We start from the raw sequence: 17,472 nt of genomic DNA, 5'->3' as shown, positions 1-17,472 counted from the left end.
AATGTCTCCCTACTTCGCCTCCGCACGGCGGTCGCGCCAGGCTCGTTCCCATTGCCGGGTCAGGGCCGGGTAGACGATGAGGTACCGGAAGGGCGCGATGGCGGTCATGTAGAGCCGCCCGAACCATCCGTTGGGCTTGACGAGGACGGTCATCTGCAGCTCGTAGTCGCCGTTCGCTCCGCTCGCCCAGCCGAGATGCATGACGGTGTGCACGGTCTTGTTCGCCAGCTCGCGGGCGGCCTCCGTGTCGAGTTCGTACACCGATGTGAGGGGCATGCCTTCGTCGTCCGGGCCGCGCGGAGCGGCGCGGAGATCGCTGGGCAGGCGGTCGCGGAGCGAGGCAACCCGCTCACCGACACCGGTCGAGGGATTGTCCCAGCCGAAGAGTGCCCCGAGCTTCCATCGAACGGCGAACAAGAACCTCACCAGCCGGGGCTGCTTCGCGGGTCCGCCCGCGGCTCGCATCGCTGCGAGCATCGTCGGGAAGTTGTCGGGCCCGGCTCCGGGAGTGCGGAACGACCACACGTCCTCGACATCGAAGTCACTCGTGAATTCGTGGATGCGCCAGGGCTGCTCGATGTAGGTGGCCTCTGCTATTCGTGGCACTGTCGTCCCCGATCTATACGGCACCGTATATTTGATCTATACGGTACCGTACAAATCGAACGCGATCAATGGAGGTTGCCCGATTCCCGCCGTCGCCCGCACGACACGAACCCGCTGGATAGAGGCGGGCCTCGACGCCCTCGCACGAGGAGGGCCCGACGCCGTCCGCGTCGAAACACTCGCCGCCGAGCTCGGCGTGACGAAGGGCGGTTTCTACGGCTACTTCGACGGCCGTCCCGCGTTGCTCACCGAGATGCTCGACGAGTGGGAACGCCGCTGCACCAAAGCCGTCATCGCCCAAGCCGATGCCGAAGGCGGCACCCCCGCCGACAGAATCCGGCGCGTAGGGCAACTGACCTACTCGGAGGACTTTCAACGGATCGACCTCGCGATCCGGGCCTGGGCCCACCACGACCGGTCCGTCGCGACGCGCCTGCAGCGCATCGACAACGAGCGGATGGACTTCCTGCGGAAGATGTTCGGCACCTTCGTCACCGACCCCGACGAGATCGAGGCGCGCAGCACCCTGATGTTCGGGCTCGCGATCGGCCGCCACTTCATCGTCGCGGACCATCCCGGGTACAGCACACGCGAAGCCATCCGACTCGCCGGAGAATTCCTCCTACGTCCGTAACTCAGTCGCGGTGAGCCGACAACAGCCACGCCGGCAGCATGGCCCGGCCCTTCTCGTCGTGCTCCCAGCTCGCGGCCTGCTCCGGGCCGAGCAGCGCGTGGATGAAGGCCGGGCGAATCTCGTCGATGGTCCAGTACTCGGCGACGGCTTCGCGCAGCTCGTCGTCGGTCACCGGGTTCGGTCCTTCCCCCTCGGGGAAGGCGCCCTTCGCGAACACCAGGATGTAGTAGGACGCGCCGGGCGCCGCCGCCCGGGCGACGGCGTGCAGGTAGTCGCGCCGCCGGTCGACGGGAAGGGAGTGGAACAGGGTGCTGTCGACGATCGTGGAGAACCGGCCGTCGAAACCCGTGAACGAACTGATGTCCGCCACCTGATACGTCGCCGTCGTCAGTCCGCGATCGGCGACCGCGGCCTGGGCCACCGCAATGGCCGTCGGCGACAGGTCCAGGCCGACCACCGTGTACCCCTGCGCCGCCAGGTGGAGGGACGTCTCGGCATGTCCGCAGCCCGCGTCCAACACGTCGCTGCGGAACTTGCCCTCCGCGATCAGCCCGGCGATCTCGGGCTGCGGCTCGCCGATGTTCCACGGCACCGGTCCCGTAAATTCCTGCGCGTCGCCTCGGTAGATGTCATCCCACGGCGCAACCTGGTTGTCCTCGGTCATGACATCGACGGTACGCCCGCACTACCGTGCGGATGTGGATCTTTTCTCACGCTCGTGGTCGGCGTTGCGCACGGCGGTCGCCGAACTCCGGGACGAGGACTTCGCACAGCCGTCCGGCTGCACCGGGTGGCTCGTGCGGGATCTGGTGTGCCACCTGATCATCGACGCGCAGGACGTCCTGATCACCCTCGTGACCCCGCCGACACGGAACCGACCCGCGACGAGGTCCTCACCGCAGGCGACTACCTCTCCGCGTACGTCTTGGAGTCGACGCTGCACCACCTCGACCTGATCGCCCACCTCCCAGGCGCCGCGGAACCACCCGCAGAGGGCCTCGCCCGTTCCCGCGACATGCTGGAGCAAATCGCCGGGATCGCGTTCCCCGCCTCGTTCTCCGACAAGGACGTAATGCTCGTCGGCACCGGGAGGCGGTCCCCGACCGACGCGGAAAAGGCCGAACTGGGCGAGTTGGCGACGAAACTCCCGCTCGTCGTCGGATGACTCGGATTACGCCTACCCGTGTATCCCTACCCCACGTAGGGATACACGGACCGCGCCGCGGATCGTGGATCAGACGGTCTGCGCTTCTTCAGGAGTAGGGTGGTTGCGGTCGTTCGTTGTGACTCCTTCCGCCCGTCGAATCGGCGTTCGGACCAGCCGGGAACACGACAACCAATACAAACTCGCCGCGAATGCCACCGTGATTATCGGTGCAAGCTGGGCAAGTACCGGGTACGTGGTTTGCACCGTCGCGGCGATGCCGATCGCGGAGGCAACTAGCCATGCCAGAGCTCCCGCCCCGACCCCGTTGCCAGTTGTCGCCTTACCGCCAGGACGGTGAAGCGCGATGTGCACCAGGGCTATCGCCACCCAGGCGGTGACCAATACACCCTGCCATGCAAGAGCTTTCAGCAGATAGCTGAGGACATCGGTGAGCATGAACAGGTAGGCGAGTATCCCGGCTGCGATAACCCATACGGCCCTCGGCGAGGCTATTCCCAGAGCGCGGTCGGCGAGGACTTGGAGGTTGCTCGAAGCGAGGTAGTAATTGGCGGTATTGATGCGGGTCTGTGAGATGAGAATCAGAACTACGCCGGCGAACCCGAGAGAGTTGATGACGGCCTGGACAACGCCGCTTTCACTGCCTGCGATTCCCCAGCAATCGAGGATGTAGATGCCGATCAGCCCGTTCACGCCGAAGGTGAAGAGGTAGAAGACCCAGCCGAAGGTGACCGTGCCATGAAACTTCGCGTCTCGAGGTTTGGCGAGGCGCGCGTAGTCGAAGGTGTACATCATCATGACCCAGACACCCATGTAGATCAGATACGAGGTCAGCCACCCTGGCAGCGGCCCGGTTGTCGGTGCGGAGTCGAGCCATCCGTGGGGGTAGCCCTGTTTGATGGTCGCCGCGGCGATCACCGCAATCAGCCCGATAACGTAGAAGGGCAGAAGGATACCGTTGATCTTGTCCAGCCAGGTCGCAACTCCGCCGAGGACGAGTGGAATCATGTAGATGACGCACACGAGGTACCAGATGCGTAGGTCGCCGCCGAAATAGTCCTGCAGTGCTACGGCGACGATCGATCCTTCGAACACGCCGTAATACAGAGCGGTTGCCGCAAACACCAAGGGGGCGAGGATAGATCCGATGGAACCAAACATTCGGCGGGAGAGCGACTCTACCGAGAGCCCCGTTCGAGCCGCGTACCGGGACAGGATTCTGTTGACTATTCCGTAGGTGGCGATCGTCAGGGCCATTCCGGCAAGGGTGTTCGGCACTCCCACGGCGTCGGATGATGCGGACGCGATGTAGAGCCAGAACATCGCGCTGAACATCGCCCACCACGCCATGGTCAGCGACCATCGGGGCGCGCGTTGGGATTCGGGGATTGCGGATTCGTCGGCGGTGGGACTGCAGTCAGGGGTCGGGGTGGCGATGTCGCGTTCGGACATGGTGATTCTCTCTGTGAGAGCGAGTGGTCAGGCGATGCAGGGGCGGTGCGACTCGAGGTTGAGGGGAGGCACGTGGGACCGACGCGATGGCCTTCTGATCGCGCACCGGCCGGACACGTAGTTGAGAGCGCTTGTTCTTGCCTCCCCGTACGGGTCCGATTCCGTTGGATAGAAACGCTATCTGTCGACGATGGGCCCGAAAACATAGTGGTCTGGGTCGGCTGATGCAGTGGTAAGCGGGGGCTGCCCGGTGGGATCGCAACCTTGGCGAGGTGCGGAAGACCTCGCCAAGGTTGCGGTTCAGGTCCAGTGCTGCGCTGCGCGAGTCTGGAGGAGGGAACGGAACTGGGTTGTGGTGGTGGGGAGGAGTTCACCCGTTCCCCAGTCGACGATGACGCCGTATCTGCGGACGAGATCGAGCATGTCGAGTTCGCCGTTACGGTAGCGCTCGGCAACTTCTTCGGGGTCGGTGGTGAGCCACCCGCGGCGCGATTCGCGAATGCTCTGACGAAGCTGTCTCGTCTTTCCGTCGTTCACGACGAAGTGGTCGATCTCCGGGTCGATCGCATCGATGACGACTCCGTAGTCGAGTGCGGCACGCTCGAGGGAGACATAGCCGTCGATGACGTCCTCGACAACTTCGGCGGGATCTCTGTCGAGTGGGTCGCCGTATCCGCCGCCGCCCGCGGAGGGACGTTCGAACGAGTCACCGGACTGGATTGTGACATTGGAGAAGACGGAGCCGAGGAACTGTTCGTCCGGTGTGCCCCGGTTGAGCCAGACGCCGTGTGGAATGGAGGGGAGTCCGCCCTCGATTCCCCATGTCAGCGATCGGGCGCGGTCGCAGCAGTACGACATCACCGTGTTGTCACAGTCCGTCAGGACGCCGCCCTTGGTGAGCCCGCACCCTCCGCGGTGGGTGCCCGGACCGCCGGAATCGGTGATAATGGCGTGTTCGCTGGTCAGGACCGGCGTGAGCCGTTCCTGACCTTCGCAGGGCTGCACAGCCAACCCGACGCCGAAGACCGGGGCCGTCGCGGTCGCACCATCTTTGGTGCTCCGTCCTCCCCACCCACCGGCCATCCAGTCGTACCACATGAAGAACGGATGTTGAGCGTCCCGGGCATCCCGTCCGCCGATAAGCAGGTATTCGAGGTTGAACGAGCAGGCGATGGCCCGCTCGGGAACGATTTTCGACCACAGCTCGAAGATGGCGTTCATGATCTTCTCGTAAGGCCCGGAACAGAATCCGGTCACCGCATGCGGCCACCCTGCGTTGACCACGGTGCCTTCCGGGCCCAGCTCTGTGGTGACGGCATTGTAGAGACCCGAGTTGAGTGGGACATCGGGGAAGAATGTCTTGGTTCCTGCGACGATCCCGGAGAAGGCCGTGCCGTATCCGCAGTTGAGGAAGCTGGCGACCGCGGGGGCGCTGCCGCTCAGGTCGTAGCTGAGTTGATCACCCTTGATGGTCAACGATACCCGGATCGGCACCAGGCCTTCCGGTTTGGCGGGATCGGAGTCGAGGTAGTCCTCGGTGGTCCAGGTGCCGTCGGGTAGGGCCGCGACGCGTTGACGCACAATGCGTTCGACGTAGTCCTGAACCTCTTGCATGGCGGCGGTGACGGTTTCGCGACCGTACTTGTCGACCAGTCGGTGGAGCTCGCGTTCGCAGACTCCCGTGGCTTCTGCCTGGGCGTGCAGGTCGCCCATGCTGATCTCCGGCGACCTGGTGTTCGCGACGAGCAGTTTCGCGACGTCGGCGAGGAACCGGCCTTCGTGCCACAGCCGTACCGGCGTAATGCGCAGCCCCTCGGCGAAGTGTTCGGTGGCTGTCACGTCGAATGATCCGGGTACGCTCCCGCCGATGTCGGCCCAGTGACCCTTGTTCTGTGCGAAGGCGATCAGCGTGCCGTCGGCGAAGATGGGCCTGATGAAGCTGACGTCGTTGAGGTGGGTTCCGCCGCGGTACGGGTCGTTGATCGCGAAGACATCGCCCGGGTTGATGTCTTCGCCGAACTCCTCGATGACTGCCTTGCATTGGAAGTGCAGCGTGCCCACGTGGACGGCGATGTCCTGGCTGCCCTGCATCACGGTGTTGCCGTCGGCGTCGCACAGCGCGGAGGAGAAGTCGCGGGAGTAGATGACGAACGAGTAGCACGTGCGGAGGATCTGCTCGGACATCAAGTCGACGGACGTGACGAAGGCGTTCTTGAGTACCTCGAATGTCACGGGGTCGAGCGTGCGGTCGAGCGTCGATGAGGTGGTCACTTGGTCTCCTGCAGGATGTTGATGCGAATGTTGGCCCACTCGTCGATCACGGCGGTCGTTCCCGGCGGCACTACGGTGGTGGAATCCAGCTGTGAGATGATCGCGGGCCCCTCGATCTCGGTGCCGAAACGCAGATCGTCGCGGTTGTACACCGGAGCCGCGACTCGCCGGCCGAGTTCGTCGAAGTAGACAGACCGGTGGCCGGTGGCGGCAGGCATTTCAGTGGACGGCACGCTCGCCTGGGGGAACTGCGGCTTCGGTGTGGTGCCGATCGCGCGGAGTCCGATCTGGTAGATCTCGACGGGCGTGTCGTCCCGCCGGAACGAGTAGTCCCGCTCATGCTCCTCGTGGAACCGTTCGACAGCCTCGGTCAGGAATCCTGCGCCGGTACCTGCCGAGACGGTCAACGATCGCCACTGCCCGGAGTAGCGCATGCTGATGCTCCGGTCGAGCACCATCCTGTCGGCGGGTACACCTTCGTGCTCGAGCCGCTCGAGTCCTTCACGTTCGAGTCGGACGAACTCGCGCTCGAGCGCCGCCGTGTCGATGTCGGCGACGAGTCCCTGGAACATCGCGGACAGGTCGTGGCGGATGTCGACGAGCAGACAACCCTGCGCTGAGGTGATTCCCGGGTGTGGGGGCACGACGACGGTGGGGATGTTCAGTTCCTTGGCCAGGGCCGCTCCGTGCAGGGCACCGGCACCGCCGCAGACGACGAGGACGAAGTCGCGGGGGTCGTAGCCGCGGCGGATCGACAACAGTCGCACCGCGTCGGCCATGTTGGCGTTGGCAACTTGGATGATGTTGCTGGCGGCAGTGTCGGTGTCGAGTTCGAGCCGGTCGGCGATGACGCGGCGAATTGCCTTCTCGGCGGCATCGACATCGAGGTTCAGCCCGCCGCCGATCAACGACGAGCCGAGGCGGCCGAGCGCGAGATTGGCGTCGGTGTTGGTCGGTTCGACACCGCCCCACCCGTAGCAGGCAGGTCCGGGGTCCGCACCGGCGGAGGTCGGACCGTTGCGCAGCGAGCCGGCTTCGTCGATCCAGGCGAGTGACCCGCCGCCTGCACCGATGGTCAGCACTTCGATGCTCGGGAACGAGATCGGGAAGCCGTACTCGACCTGCCACTGCTTCGTCGTCCGGATCTCACCGTCGTAGACGAGAGAGATATCGGTGCTGGTTCCGCCCATGTCGAGGCCGATGGCATTGGGGTATCCACATCGGTTGGCGATGTCCGCGACAGCGATGGCCCCGGCCGCGATGCCCGACGCAGCCAGTCGGACGGGATAACGCTCAACCATCGCCGGCGTCATCGAGCCCCCGCCGGAGTGTAGGAGCAGCAGGTCGCCGTCGTATCCGTCGGCCCGGAGTTGTTCCTCGAGCCGGTTGACATAGCCGCTGACCAAGGGGGCGAGCACGGCGTTGGCGACAGTCGTCGAGGCACGGTCGTACTCGAAGATCTCTGGGAGGATTTCGCTGGAGGTGGAGACACTGACGCCGGGAAGTTCCTCTTCGAGGATTTCCCGCATGCGCAGCTCATGGGCGGAGTTGACGTATGAGTTCAGAAAGCAGATCGCAACGGTCTGGATCTGCTTGCGGCGCAGCAGTCGCGCAACTTCGCGCGCGCCGGCTTCGTCGAGCGGGGTGATGATCTCGCCCGCATAGTCGATCCGTTCGGTGACCTCGTACCGGTCGCGACGACGGATGTAAGGGGTACCCACATCGGAGTAGGCGTCCCACAGTTCGTCCTTCGTCCCGTCTCGAATCTCGAGGACGTCTCGGAACCCGCGGGTCGTGACCAGTGCTGCTTGTGGGAAGTTCCTGGTGATGAGCGCATTGGTCGCGACCGTCGTTCCGTGGGAGAACAGGGCGACGTCAGCCAGGTCGATTCCGGCGCTGCGGACACCCTCGACTACGGCCTCCATGGGGTCGTGCGGTGTCGACGGGACCTTGGCCACGCGGGTGGTCGACGCTCGTGAGTCGAAGATGCAGACGTCGGTGAAGGTACCGCCGACGTCGACGGCGACTCGAAGATTGCGTTCGGGGGGTGTGATCACGGTCATACTCCTGCGTTCGGGTTCGCCCAGTATCTGCCCAGGCAAACAGCGCGAACAATTGGAGAAAACGAAATCTTGCTCCCCGTTCTTTGGACTTGTTAACATCTCCGGGTGAGGTGTTTCGAACGTGGAAACTGAGTATTTCCGCCTGGTCGACCTGCTGCTCGAACAGGACCTCGGCTTGACTCTCGAGAGCGACGGCGACCCGAACGTGCAGCTCGTCAGCGCGCACCCCATCGAGATCGAGGCGCCGGCCCGGTGGTTGGAACCCCGCACCCTGATGCTCACGACCGGGACTCGCTTCGCTGGGCAGGAGAAGGCGTCCCTCGCCCAGCGTCAACTTGTCCGCGAACTGGTCGATGCCGGCGTCTCTGCTCTCGGCTACGGCGTGGGAGTAGTCACCGACACCGTGCCGCGCGCCCTCATCGACGAAGCGAATCGACACCACTTCGCGGTGATCTCCGTACCCGCCCAGGTGCGGTTCATGGACGTCGTGTCCCGAGTGGCGGCAGCGGCGAAGACAACGGACTCGATGCTGCTCCGACGGACCCTGCAAATGCAGAATCATCTGCTCGAAGCGATGGCATCTCCCGCCCCCGAAGCAGACCTCGTCGCGCGCCTGGCTGCACTACTGCGCAGCAGCGTCGTGCTCTACAGCGAGGTAGGAGACGTTGTCGCATCTGCAGGCGAGGCACCTCTGCATCTGATCCGCGCTCAGTTGAGAGGACGTACCGGCCGATTACGATTCCGGGTAGGTCGATGGGCCGTCAGTGCCTACTCGATCGCCCCCGGCGGCCAGAACTACTGGTTCGCAGTTGCCTCCAAACGCCACGAAGTACCCGACCCATTGGCCGCTCCCGCAGTCGAGGTGGCGCTGCGATTGCTCAATACGATCGAACGCTCGCGATACCGCGCCACCACCGAGAACCGGGCCATACGAGCCGCTCTCGTTCGGACCCTCGCTTCCGGCGAGATACCCGATCTCGACTCCGTCATCGACCGACTGGAAATGCTGCGGTTCGGCAGGCAAGCAGACCTGCGCATGGTGTCATTGACCGCAGCGAATACCTACGACGACGGCCGATGGACACTCCGCTCGGATACCCTGCTCGACGCTCTCGAACAGGATGTAGTGGACCTTGCCCACGACTCGCGCCTGCCGCTGCTCCTGGCGCAGGTCGACCGCGAACTGCTCGGGATCGTGCCGGCCACCAGCAGCTCAGTCGACACGTGGATCCAAAACCTCCAAGACGGAGTGGCCTGCGGGTTCAGCGGACCCTTCACCGACCTTCGCACCGGTCGAGAACGGGTCCGTGATGCACAGTGCGCACGGCGGGCAGCGACCCGCAGCGGCTCCACCGCCACGCGATTCGAGGATGTCGGAATCAGCGACTGGCTGTTAGCGGGCCGCGCCACCGCACCCACCTCACGTAAAGCGGCCCACCAGTTGGCACCCCTCATCGACGAACATCCAGACCTTCTGGACTTCCTACGCCAGTACTTCGCGAACGACCTCGACGTCTCCGCGACGGCCACGCAGTGCGCCCTCCACCCGAACACCGTGCGCTACCGGATCAAGAAAATCGAGGACATCCTGCGGACATCGCTTCGCTCGCCGGCGGTGATCACAGAGATCCACCTCAGCCTCGAATGTCTGACACCGGACTAGCGGCAGCGTGGGAACACCGACACCCAACACCGGCTGTGATCGCCCGAGCCGCCTGGGCGAGTTCACCGCTCGCCCGTGAATCCGCCTGAGTCCGCCACATTCCCAGCGCATAGAATGACGGCGAGCAGGGGGCCGGGTATTGCTCGTTTCCTGGTAGGCGGGAGAGTGTCACCGTGGCGATCACCGTTCGCAGACTGACTCAGCGCCGTGACCTCGGCCTTTCGATCGTCGCGGGCCTCGAGGGCGCCGATCGTGTGATCGACTGGGCCCACGCCATCGAACTCGCCGACCCGACGCCGTGGCTCGCCGGCGGCGAACTGGTCATGACGACCGGACTCCAAATCGGAACCGAAGCAGACGAACAGTTCGAGTACGTCGCCGGGCTCGTGCAAGCGGGTACCGTCGCGCTCGCGTTCGACACCGGCACCACCTTCGATCGAGTCCCCGACGGCATCCGAAGCGCGGGCGACGAATTGGGTCTACCGATTCTTGCAGTACCCGCGTCGACGCCGTTCATTGCCATCACCCGCGCGGTCATCGACGAACTGACAGCCGACCAGGTCCGCGGCGTTCAGCGCGTCGTCGACCAACAGGAGAACTTCGCCCGAGCAACACTGCGTGGCGGAATTCCCGCAGTGATCTCGGCGCTCGGCCGGGCCCTCTCGTCGACCGTTGCCGTGATCGACACCGACGACCGCGTCCTCGCCGTCCACGGACCGGACTCGGCGCGCGTCATTCGCCTTGCCCGTCGGATGGCGGAGTCGGCTCGCTCGCGGTCAGGTCGGCGCCAGACCAGCAAGGTCGTCGCCGACGACGAAGGGTACTGCACGATTCAGAGCGTCTCGGCGGCCCAGGAACAACACGGTTACCTCGCAGTCAGCTCGACTGAGCCCCTCCCGTCCTCGGATCGCCTGTTGGTCGCTCACGCGGTGTCGCTGGTCTCGATCGAATTGGGCAAACCTGCCAAAGTGGTTGATACGGAGCAACGCCTGCGTGCAGCCGTGACCCAGGCACTACTCAGCCTCGGCGACGATCTCGATGTGAGCTTGCTCAGGTACTTCGGTTTCGACGCCGACTCTCGCATCGCCGCAATCGTGCTCACGAATGTCGGGCCCCTCCTGGCCGCCGAGCGGCAGACCGCGGCGGCACTCGCCGGGCATGCAACTCCGTACCTCATGACCCCAACAGCGAACGAGCTCACGATCATCGTCCCAGCCGAACGCTCCTTGGAGCTCGGATCGCAACTACAACAACAGGTTAGCGCTCAACTACAGCGGACGCTCGGAGGCGGCCTCGGTTTGCCCGCTCCGATCGTTGCTGCCGCGCTCAGTGTCAGGCAGGCGACCGCAGCGATGCGAGCCGGCCGGTCACGGACGGGGCAGCTCGTCAACTTCGCGGACCTCGGAACCTTCTCCCTCCTGCTCGGCAGCCAAAGCGCTGAGGAACTACACACGTTGGAGCAATCGATGCTCGGCGCGTTGGATGTATACGACGCGACCCATCCTGCATCAAGCAGTTTGGTTGCCACACTGACCGCATTTCTCGAACACAACGGGCAGACGGAAGTTGCAGCAGCGACGCTCGGCATTCATCGCCACACCATGCGTAACCGTCTGAACAAAGTGGTGGAGCTGACGGGCCGAGACATCAACTCCGCCCATGTCCGCGCCGAGCTGTGGATCGCGGTCAAGGCACGGGAATTGCTCGGCACGATCCAGGAGGCGCCCTGAGTCCGAGTTCGCAAGGGACCCTTCCCACTACCGGAAGGTGTCCCTTTACAGCGTCATCCAGGTGCTCTTGAGCGTGGTGTACTTCTCGAGCGCATGGAGCGACTTGTCGTGCGCTCCGAACCCGGACTGCTTGTACCCGCCGAACGGCACGGTGATATCGCTACCGTCGTAGTTGTTGACCCACACCGTTCCCGCGCGCAGGGCACGCGCGACGAGGTGGGCGTTCGACAGACTGTCGGTCCACACCGCTGCGGCGAGACCGTAGTGGGTGCCGTTGGCGATCCGCACGCCCTCGTCGATGTCGTCGAACCTGAGAATGGACAGTACGGGGCCGAAGACCTCCTCCTGGGCGATCGTCATCTCCGGGGTGACGTCGTCGAAGATCGTCGGTTCCACGAAGTACCCGCCAGAGTCGATCCGTGCCTGCGAGCCACCGGCGAGGGTGGTTGCACCTTCGTCGGTTGCCGCTGCGATGTAGCCGAGCACGCGGTGCAAGTGTTTCTCCTCCACGAGCGCGCCGACGGAAGTGTCCGGATCGAGGGGGTCACCGACCTTCATCCTGGCAGTGGCCCGCAGCAGGTGTTCCACGAGTTCATCCTTGCGTGAACGGTGCACAACCAGACGCGAACCGGCCGAACAGACTTCACCCTGGTTGAAGAAGATGCCACTCGCGACGGATGTTGCGATGTTCTCGAGTCCGGTGGCGTCCGCGAGGACGAGCTGAGCGCTCTTCCCGCCGAGCTCGAGCGAGACCTCCTTCAAGTTGGAATCGGCGGAGGCGCGAAGCAGAGTCCGCCCGACCGGGCCCGATCCGGTGAAGGTGATGGCATCGACGTCGTTGTGAAGTCCCAGTGCGGCGCCTGCGGTGGCACCGAAACCCGGAACCACGTTGAGGACACCGGCGGGCAGGCCGGCCTCCGCGGCGAGTTCTGCGAGCTTCAGCGCTGTCAACGAGGACGCCTCCGCCGGCTTGAGAACGACGCTGTTGCCGACCGCGAGGGCGGGGGCGAGTTTCCAGGCCGCAAGCATCAGCGGAAAGTTCCACGGCACAATCGCCGCGACCACACCGTACGGCTCGCGGGTGATGGTCGCGAAGGTGGTGTCGTCGGTCGGCGCCACCTCGTCGTAGCGCTTGTCGATGGCCTCGGCATAGAAGTCGAAGCACTGCACCGTTACTCGCACGTCGACTGCCCGGGCATCCCCGACGGGTTTGCCCATGTCCAAGGCTTCGAGAAGAGCGAGCTCGTCGGCATGCTCCTCGATCAGTCGCGCGAGGGCCTGTAGCACCCGGCGGCGTTCACGGGGATGCTGCTTGGCCCAGCGACCGTCTTCGAAGGCGCGGCGAGCGGACTGGACGGCGCGGTCGATGTCTTCGCGGTCGCCTTCGGCGATGGTGGTCAGTACCCGGCCGTCGCGGGGTGAGATGCAGTCGAAGCGCCTGCCTGCGAGGGCGGGAACGAATGTGCCGTCGATGAAGACATCGTTCCGGGGTGACAGTCGCCGAGCTGTCTCGAGCAGGCGGTCCACCTCGCTGGGCACGGTTGCGGTCATGTCAGTACTCCTTCGTTCGGACGAGGTCCCGCCCGAGTTCGTCGCGTCGCGCCCGGGCGAGCCGAGCGCGCTCGACCGTGGCGTCGAACAGTGCTTGCTGGTGCGGTGCGGTGTCCGCGTCGTCCTCGGGGTGCCACTGCACGCCGAGCATCGGGGAGCTGTCGTGCTCGAGCACCTCGACGCACCCGTCCCCGGCACGGCCGGCCACCCGCAGTCCCGCGCCGAGTCGGTCGACGGCTTGGTGATGGTACGAGGAGACCTCGAACACGCGGCCGCCCATCGCCTGTGCGACCGCGGAGCCGGATTCCATCCGGACGGGGTGCATGCATTCGCGGTGCCGGATGTGGCTGTCGGGTACGTGCTGCACCAGGGTGCCGCCGAGCGCCACGTTGACGACCTGCATGCCGCGGCAGATCGCGAGGAAGGGCAGTCCCAGGTCGATCACCGCCCGCGCCGTAACCAGGTCGAACTCGTCCTGCACGGGGTCCGATGCCTCCGTGCGGGAGTCACGTTCTGCCCCGTAGGTAGCGGGGTCCAGGTCGGCGCCGCCGGGCAGAACGATGCCGTCGAAGATCGTCAGCCGGCGCGCGACGTTGCCCGGTCCGGGCGGCACGATGACGGGTTCTCCCCCGGCCCGGAAGATGGCTTCGAGGATCTTGTCGGCAGCCACGGTTCCGGAGCGTCGCAGACCGCTGATCGAGGCGGCGCGGATGCCGGGTACGGCGATCAGTGGCCGGCCCTGGCCGTCGGTCTCACTCATCGGCGGTGAGGGGGAAGGGCAGGTCCGGCATCCACCGCTTCCACTCGGCCTCGAGGGATCCGTCGGCGATGACCTTGTTCAAGGCTGCGTCCATGCTGATGCGGAGGGTGTCGTTGCCCTTCGCGACCGAGACACCCCACCGGTTCCGGGTGGCAACGGTGAAGGCGACGGCCAGGTCGGACTGCTCCCCGAGCGGCACGATGGCGACGTCATCGTCGACCACGGCGTCAATTTCGCCATCGCGCAGTGCCTGCACCATGTCGCCGAGGACGTCGTCGGTCGCACCGTCGAATGGCACCGTCGTCACGCCGTCGAAGGTCTCCGCGAGTGCGAGGTTCGTGCTGCCGACGATGGCGCCGACCCGCTTGCCCCTCAGGTCGTCCGCAGCGTTGATTCCGCTGTCCGCGAGGACGAGAACCGATTCGTCGAAAATTGCGTAGGGGCGGGTGAAGTCGACCAGTTCGGCGCGCGAAGGGGTGATGCCCTGACCGCACCAGATGGCGTCACCGCGGCCATCCTGCACGGCGGGAACCATGTCGCTCCAGGACGTCACGACCCAGCGGACGGTCTTGCCGAGGACATCGGCAACGAGTTCGGCCGCGGAGGGCTCGTATCCGACCCGCGTTCCGTCGGGGGCCGCCTTGTCGAACAGCGGCGGTGCGGGCAGGTCGACGCAGATCAGTTTCAGTTCGTTGCTCACAGGAACTCCAGGTACATGTCGCGGTCGAAGTCGGTCACGGCGCCGCATGCGCGAGCCCATTCGTCGAATTTCAGAGCCGAGTACTGGTCGGCGAGCTCGGGGGCAAGACTGCCGCGAATGACGGTGTTGTCGTTGAAGGCTTGCACCGCGTCCCCGAGGGTCAGCGGCAACGTCTCGTAGGTGTCGTCGCCGTAGCTGCTGCCGATCTGCGGATCCCCGGGATCGGTGGCGTTGTCGATGCCGTGTTTGATCGCGGCGAGCAGCACGGTGTGGGAGAGGTAGGGGTTGACGCTGGCGTCGGGGATCTTGTACTCGAGACGTCCGACGGCGGAGAGTCGGACAGTGCAGGTCTTGTTGTCCATACCCCAGTTGACGGCGGTGGGGGCGAATTGTCCGCCGTCCCAGAATCGCTTGTAGGAGTTGACTGTCGAGGCCATGATCGCGATCGATCCGGGGGCGTGGTCGAGCATGCCGCCGAGGGCGTGCTGGCCGATCTTGCTCAGGTGGAGTTCGCGGCGGCCCGGCTCTTCGAGGACGTTCTCGTCGCCGTTCCACAGGCTGACGTTGTGGTGGCAGCCGTTGCCCATGGAGCCGGTGACGGGCTTGGGCATGAAGCTGGCGATGACACCGTGCTCCTTGGCGACCTGGTGGCAAATTTGCCGGTAGGTGATCAGGCGATCGGCGGTGGCGGTGCAGCGGTCGAATTGCCAGTTCAGTTCGAGCTGCCCGGGGTCTTCGTAGTCTCCTTCGATCATGTCGAATCCGAGGGCGTGGGCGTAGGTCATGACCTTTTGGTAGATCGGGCGCATCAGCTCGAGGTTCGCGGTCTGGTATGCGGCGCTGCCACCCGGGCGGACCTTGACGTCCATGCTTGCGCCGAGCCAGCTCATCTCGGGTTCGCAGCCGCTCTTGAGTTCGAGGCCGGTGTCGGCCTTGAACTGGCTGTGTGCCCGAATGAGTGTGCTGCGCGTGTCGGTGGCGAGGTATTCGCCACCGATGTCAGGGATGTGGTCGGGCTCGTAGGTGGTGCAGAAGAACCGCGCGACCGTGGTGTCCCAGGGAAGCACCGCGAAGGTGTCCAGGTCGGGGATGGCGGTGAACTCGGCCGCGTCGACACCACCTCCGAGCAGCTGTCCGGTGCGGTCGGTGTGCAGATCGACCATGGCGGTGCGGTGGAACTGCACGCCCTTGACGAGGTTGCGGCGAAGGTGCCGGGCGGGGACGACCTTGGCGACGGTTCGCCCGGTGAGGGTCACGACCTGGTAGTAGATGTATTCGACTCCGGTGGAGTCGATTTGGTTCTGGATGTCTGCGATACGGGCATCCGAAGAATTGAGTTCCCGGTGCTGATCCAATGAGGTCATCGGATGTCTCCTTGTGGTGTGGGTAGGTCGCGGGGTCAAGAAGTGAGGACTGCGGCGCGCGAGGTTTCGATGGCGTCGCGGTATTTCCGGGCCGACGCGGGTGCGGGCGAGATCATGACGACCCCGACCAGCTGACTCCCGCGGTAGTAACCGACGACGGTGCCGTCCAGTGCGGACGGGTCGTCGTCGATCGGGGCCGACAGGTCCCCCTCGAGTACCGAGACGTGGTCGGCGTCGCCCGGTGAGCCGTAGCCCTGCAGTCGTAGCCCGAACTGATCACTCCAGAACGACGGCAGCGGTGAGAACACGGTGGTGTCCTCGCCGGCACCGTTCAGGTGGTGGATCAGCGAGACCGCGGCTCGCTTGGCGGTATCGGTGGGGATGCACCAGTGTTCGATTCGGCGCGGGATGTTCCCGGTGGCCGGATCGGGGAACCGGGCGATGTCGCCGACTGCGACGACGTCGGGCCGCGATTCGACGCGCAGGTGGTTGTCGCACAGGACACCGTTTCCGAGGTCGAGGCCGTTGCCGTCGAGCCATTCGACGTTGGGGTGGGAGCCGACCGATTCGATCAGCACGTCGGCGTCGAGTCGGGTGCCGTCGGACAGGATCACTGCGGACAGCCGGCCGGAATCATCGCCGCTGGCGACCGCCCGTTCGACGGATACCCCGGTGTGGACGTGCACGCCGAATGCTTCATGCACTCGCCGTAGTGCGTTGCCGAATTCTTCGCCGAGGGGCCGGATCATCGGGACGGCCAGCGGCTCGACGATGTGCACCTCGCACCCGAGTGTGCGGGCGGTGGCTGCGGTTTCGCATCCGATGAATCCGCCGCCGACGACAACGACCCGGTTTCCCGGCTCGAGTTCCCCGCGTAACCCGATGGCGTCGTCGAGGGTACGAATGACATGCCGGCCGGACTTCGGTCCCGGCAGGTCCAGGCGCCGGGGGCGCAGGCCGGTCGCCACGACCAACCCGTCGTAGTGCAGTACCTCGCCGTCGGCGAGGGTGACGGTCTTGGAGTCGAGGTCACTCGACACCGCGGGTGTTCCGAGTTTCCATTGCACATCCGCGATGCTCTTACGTTGGCGGAAGGCGACCGAGGAGTGCCAGTGGTCGAGGGTGGAGTTCTGTTCGTCGCGTTCGGCGGCGAGCACGTCCTTCGACAGGGGCGGGCGGTTGTACGGCATGTGCTGTTCGTCGCCGACGATGGTGATGATTCCGTCGAATTTGTTGGCGATCAGCTGTTCGGCTGCGCGGAGACCGCCCATCGATCCACCGACGATGACAACGTGCGAAGGCATCGGTTCAGCTCTCGTCGAGGAAGATCGCTTGGACGGGGCAGACGTCGGCTGCTTCTTCTACCTCGTCGCGTTGGGAATCCTCCGGATGCTTGTCGTAGACGAGCTTGCCGTCGTCATCCATCTGGAAGACCCTGGGTGACGCGATGGCGCACTGTCCGTGGTCCTGGCACATTCCGTAGTCGACGCGAACGTCCATTTCTTTTACCTCT

Annotated in this window: 14 protein-coding genes and 1 pseudogene; 4 read left to right on the top strand and 11 right to left on the bottom strand. The window is 65.0% G+C overall.

All coding sequences use genetic code 11. The annotated features are described in order from the left end of the window. Nucleotides 1-9: 9 nt before the first annotated feature. Nucleotides 10-606 carry a DUF2867 domain-containing protein gene (locus DTA22_RS15405; protein ID WP_112299994.1) on the bottom strand — a complete coding sequence of 199 codons (597 nt, stop codon included), beginning with the start codon at nucleotides 604-606 and terminating at the stop codon, nucleotides 10-12. 31 nt (nucleotides 607-637) lie between these two features. On the opposite strand from DTA22_RS15405, the gene DTA22_RS15400 reads away from it, so the two are divergent. After that, nucleotides 638-1,240, top strand: a complete 603-nt coding sequence (locus tag DTA22_RS15400; RefSeq protein ID WP_174233807.1) for a TetR/AcrR family transcriptional regulator — start codon at nucleotides 638-640, stop codon at nucleotides 1,238-1,240. Nucleotide 1,241: 1 nt separating this feature from the next. Here the strand turns inward: DTA22_RS15400 and DTA22_RS15395 are convergent, their stop codons facing one another. Then, entirely contained in the window at nucleotides 1,242-1,904 is a 663-nt protein-coding gene (locus DTA22_RS15395; protein WP_112299993.1) for a class I SAM-dependent methyltransferase, read from the bottom strand. A 34-nt stretch (nucleotides 1,905-1,938) separates the two neighbouring features. Between DTA22_RS15395 and DTA22_RS15390 the strand changes: the two are divergent. Further along, nucleotides 1,939-2,405: pseudogene (locus DTA22_RS15390) on the top strand (maleylpyruvate isomerase N-terminal domain-containing protein). Between the two features lie 69 nt (nucleotides 2,406-2,474). Here the strand turns inward: DTA22_RS15390 and DTA22_RS15385 are convergent. The 3 genes from DTA22_RS15385 to DTA22_RS15370 all read right to left on the bottom strand — a co-directional run bounded on the left by DTA22_RS15385 (nucleotide 2,475) and on the right by DTA22_RS15370 (nucleotide 8,191). Then, nucleotides 2,475-3,857, bottom strand: coding sequence for a purine-cytosine permease family protein (locus DTA22_RS15385; protein ID WP_063748216.1), 1,383 nt, complete (start codon nucleotides 3,855-3,857; stop codon nucleotides 2,475-2,477). Between the two features lie 300 nt (nucleotides 3,858-4,157). Further along, entirely contained in the window at nucleotides 4,158-6,128 is a 1,971-nt protein-coding gene (locus tag DTA22_RS15375; RefSeq protein WP_112299990.1) for a hydantoinase B/oxoprolinase family protein, read from the bottom strand. Beyond that, nucleotides 6,125-8,191, bottom strand: coding sequence for a hydantoinase/oxoprolinase family protein (locus tag DTA22_RS15370; protein WP_112299989.1), 2,067 nt, complete (start codon nucleotides 8,189-8,191; stop codon nucleotides 6,125-6,127). The genes DTA22_RS15375 and DTA22_RS15370 overlap by 4 nt, the downstream gene beginning before the upstream one ends. A 121-nt stretch (nucleotides 8,192-8,312) precedes the next feature. Between DTA22_RS15370 and DTA22_RS15365 the strand changes: the two genes are divergently transcribed. Both DTA22_RS15365 and DTA22_RS15360 read left to right on the top strand, forming a co-directional pair. Beyond that, nucleotides 8,313-9,854 (top strand): PucR family transcriptional regulator, encoded by a 1,542-nt coding sequence (locus DTA22_RS15365; protein ID WP_112299988.1) that lies wholly within the window; start codon nucleotides 8,313-8,315, stop codon nucleotides 9,852-9,854. A 173-nt stretch (nucleotides 9,855-10,027) separates the two neighbouring features. Further along, complete coding sequence (locus tag DTA22_RS15360; protein ID WP_112299987.1) at nucleotides 10,028-11,584, top strand: PucR family transcriptional regulator; 1,557 nt, start codon at nucleotides 10,028-10,030, stop codon at nucleotides 11,582-11,584. 45 nt (nucleotides 11,585-11,629) lie between these two features. Here DTA22_RS15360 and DTA22_RS15355 read toward each other — a convergent pair whose 3' ends face one another. From DTA22_RS15355 to DTA22_RS15330, 6 genes are read right to left on the bottom strand one after another with little or no spacing between them, the layout of a single operon-like run. After that, nucleotides 11,630-13,135, bottom strand: a complete 1,506-nt coding sequence (locus DTA22_RS15355; RefSeq protein WP_112299986.1) for an aldehyde dehydrogenase — start codon at nucleotides 13,133-13,135, stop codon at nucleotides 11,630-11,632. 1 nt (nucleotide 13,136) lies between these two features. After that, the gene (locus DTA22_RS15350; protein WP_112299985.1) at nucleotides 13,137-13,895 is read right to left on the bottom strand and encodes a gamma-glutamyl-gamma-aminobutyrate hydrolase family protein; all 759 of its coding nucleotides are present in this window, start codon (nucleotides 13,893-13,895) and stop codon (nucleotides 13,137-13,139) included. Beyond that, nucleotides 13,888-14,595: an ABC transporter substrate-binding protein gene (locus DTA22_RS15345; protein WP_037230257.1), complete on the bottom strand. Its 708-nt coding sequence runs from the start codon at nucleotides 14,593-14,595 to the stop codon at nucleotides 13,888-13,890. Before DTA22_RS15345 ends, DTA22_RS15350 begins: the two co-directional genes overlap by 8 nt. Then, nucleotides 14,592-15,959 carry a glutamine synthetase family protein gene (locus DTA22_RS15340; RefSeq protein WP_037230255.1) on the bottom strand — a complete coding sequence of 456 codons (1,368 nt, stop codon included), beginning with the start codon at nucleotides 15,957-15,959 and terminating at the stop codon, nucleotides 14,592-14,594. The genes DTA22_RS15345 and DTA22_RS15340 overlap by 4 nt, the downstream gene beginning before the upstream one ends. Before the next feature lie 35 nt (nucleotides 15,960-15,994). Beyond that, complete coding sequence (locus DTA22_RS15335; protein WP_112299984.1) at nucleotides 15,995-17,263, bottom strand: NAD(P)/FAD-dependent oxidoreductase; 1,269 nt, start codon at nucleotides 17,261-17,263, stop codon at nucleotides 15,995-15,997. A 4-nt stretch (nucleotides 17,264-17,267) separates the two neighbouring features. Then, nucleotides 17,268-17,459 carry a ferredoxin gene (locus DTA22_RS15330; RefSeq protein WP_037230252.1) on the bottom strand — a complete coding sequence of 64 codons (192 nt, stop codon included), beginning with the start codon at nucleotides 17,457-17,459 and terminating at the stop codon, nucleotides 17,268-17,270. Nucleotides 17,460-17,472: the final 13 nt, after the last annotated feature.

It is taken from the genome of Rhodococcus wratislaviensis, from assembly GCF_900455735.1.
Lineage (GTDB): Bacteria > Actinomycetota > Actinomycetes > Mycobacteriales > Mycobacteriaceae > Rhodococcus_F > Rhodococcus_F wratislaviensis.
Note: the sequence above shows the minus strand (reverse complement) of the source record. Positions and strands in the feature narration are given on the sequence as shown.

Bases quoted from the DNA above. Each gene is read 5' to 3' on its own strand.
- DTA22_RS15340 (WP_037230255.1), bottom strand. From the start codon at position 15,959: ATGACCTCATTGGATCAGCACCGGGAACTCAATTCTTCGGATGCCCGT.
- DTA22_RS15385 (WP_063748216.1), bottom strand. From the start codon at position 3,857: ATGTCCGAACGCGACATCGCCACCCCGACCCCTGACTGCAGTCCCACC.
- DTA22_RS15330 (WP_037230252.1), bottom strand. From the start codon at position 17,459: ATGGACGTTCGCGTCGACTACGGAATGTGCCAGGACCACGGACAGTGC.
- DTA22_RS15370 (WP_112299989.1), bottom strand. From the start codon at position 8,191: ATGACCGTGATCACACCCCCCGAACGCAATCTTCGAGTCGCCGTCGAC.
- DTA22_RS15335 (WP_112299984.1), bottom strand. From the start codon at position 17,263: ATGCCTTCGCACGTTGTCATCGTCGGTGGATCGATGGGCGGTCTCCGC.
- DTA22_RS15350 (WP_112299985.1), bottom strand. From the start codon at position 13,895: ATGAGTGAGACCGACGGCCAGGGCCGGCCACTGATCGCCGTACCCGGC.
- DTA22_RS15355 (WP_112299986.1), bottom strand. From the start codon at position 13,135: ATGACCGCAACCGTGCCCAGCGAGGTGGACCGCCTGCTCGAGACAGCT.
- DTA22_RS15395 (WP_112299993.1), bottom strand. From the start codon at position 1,904: ATGACCGAGGACAACCAGGTTGCGCCGTGGGATGACATCTACCGAGGC.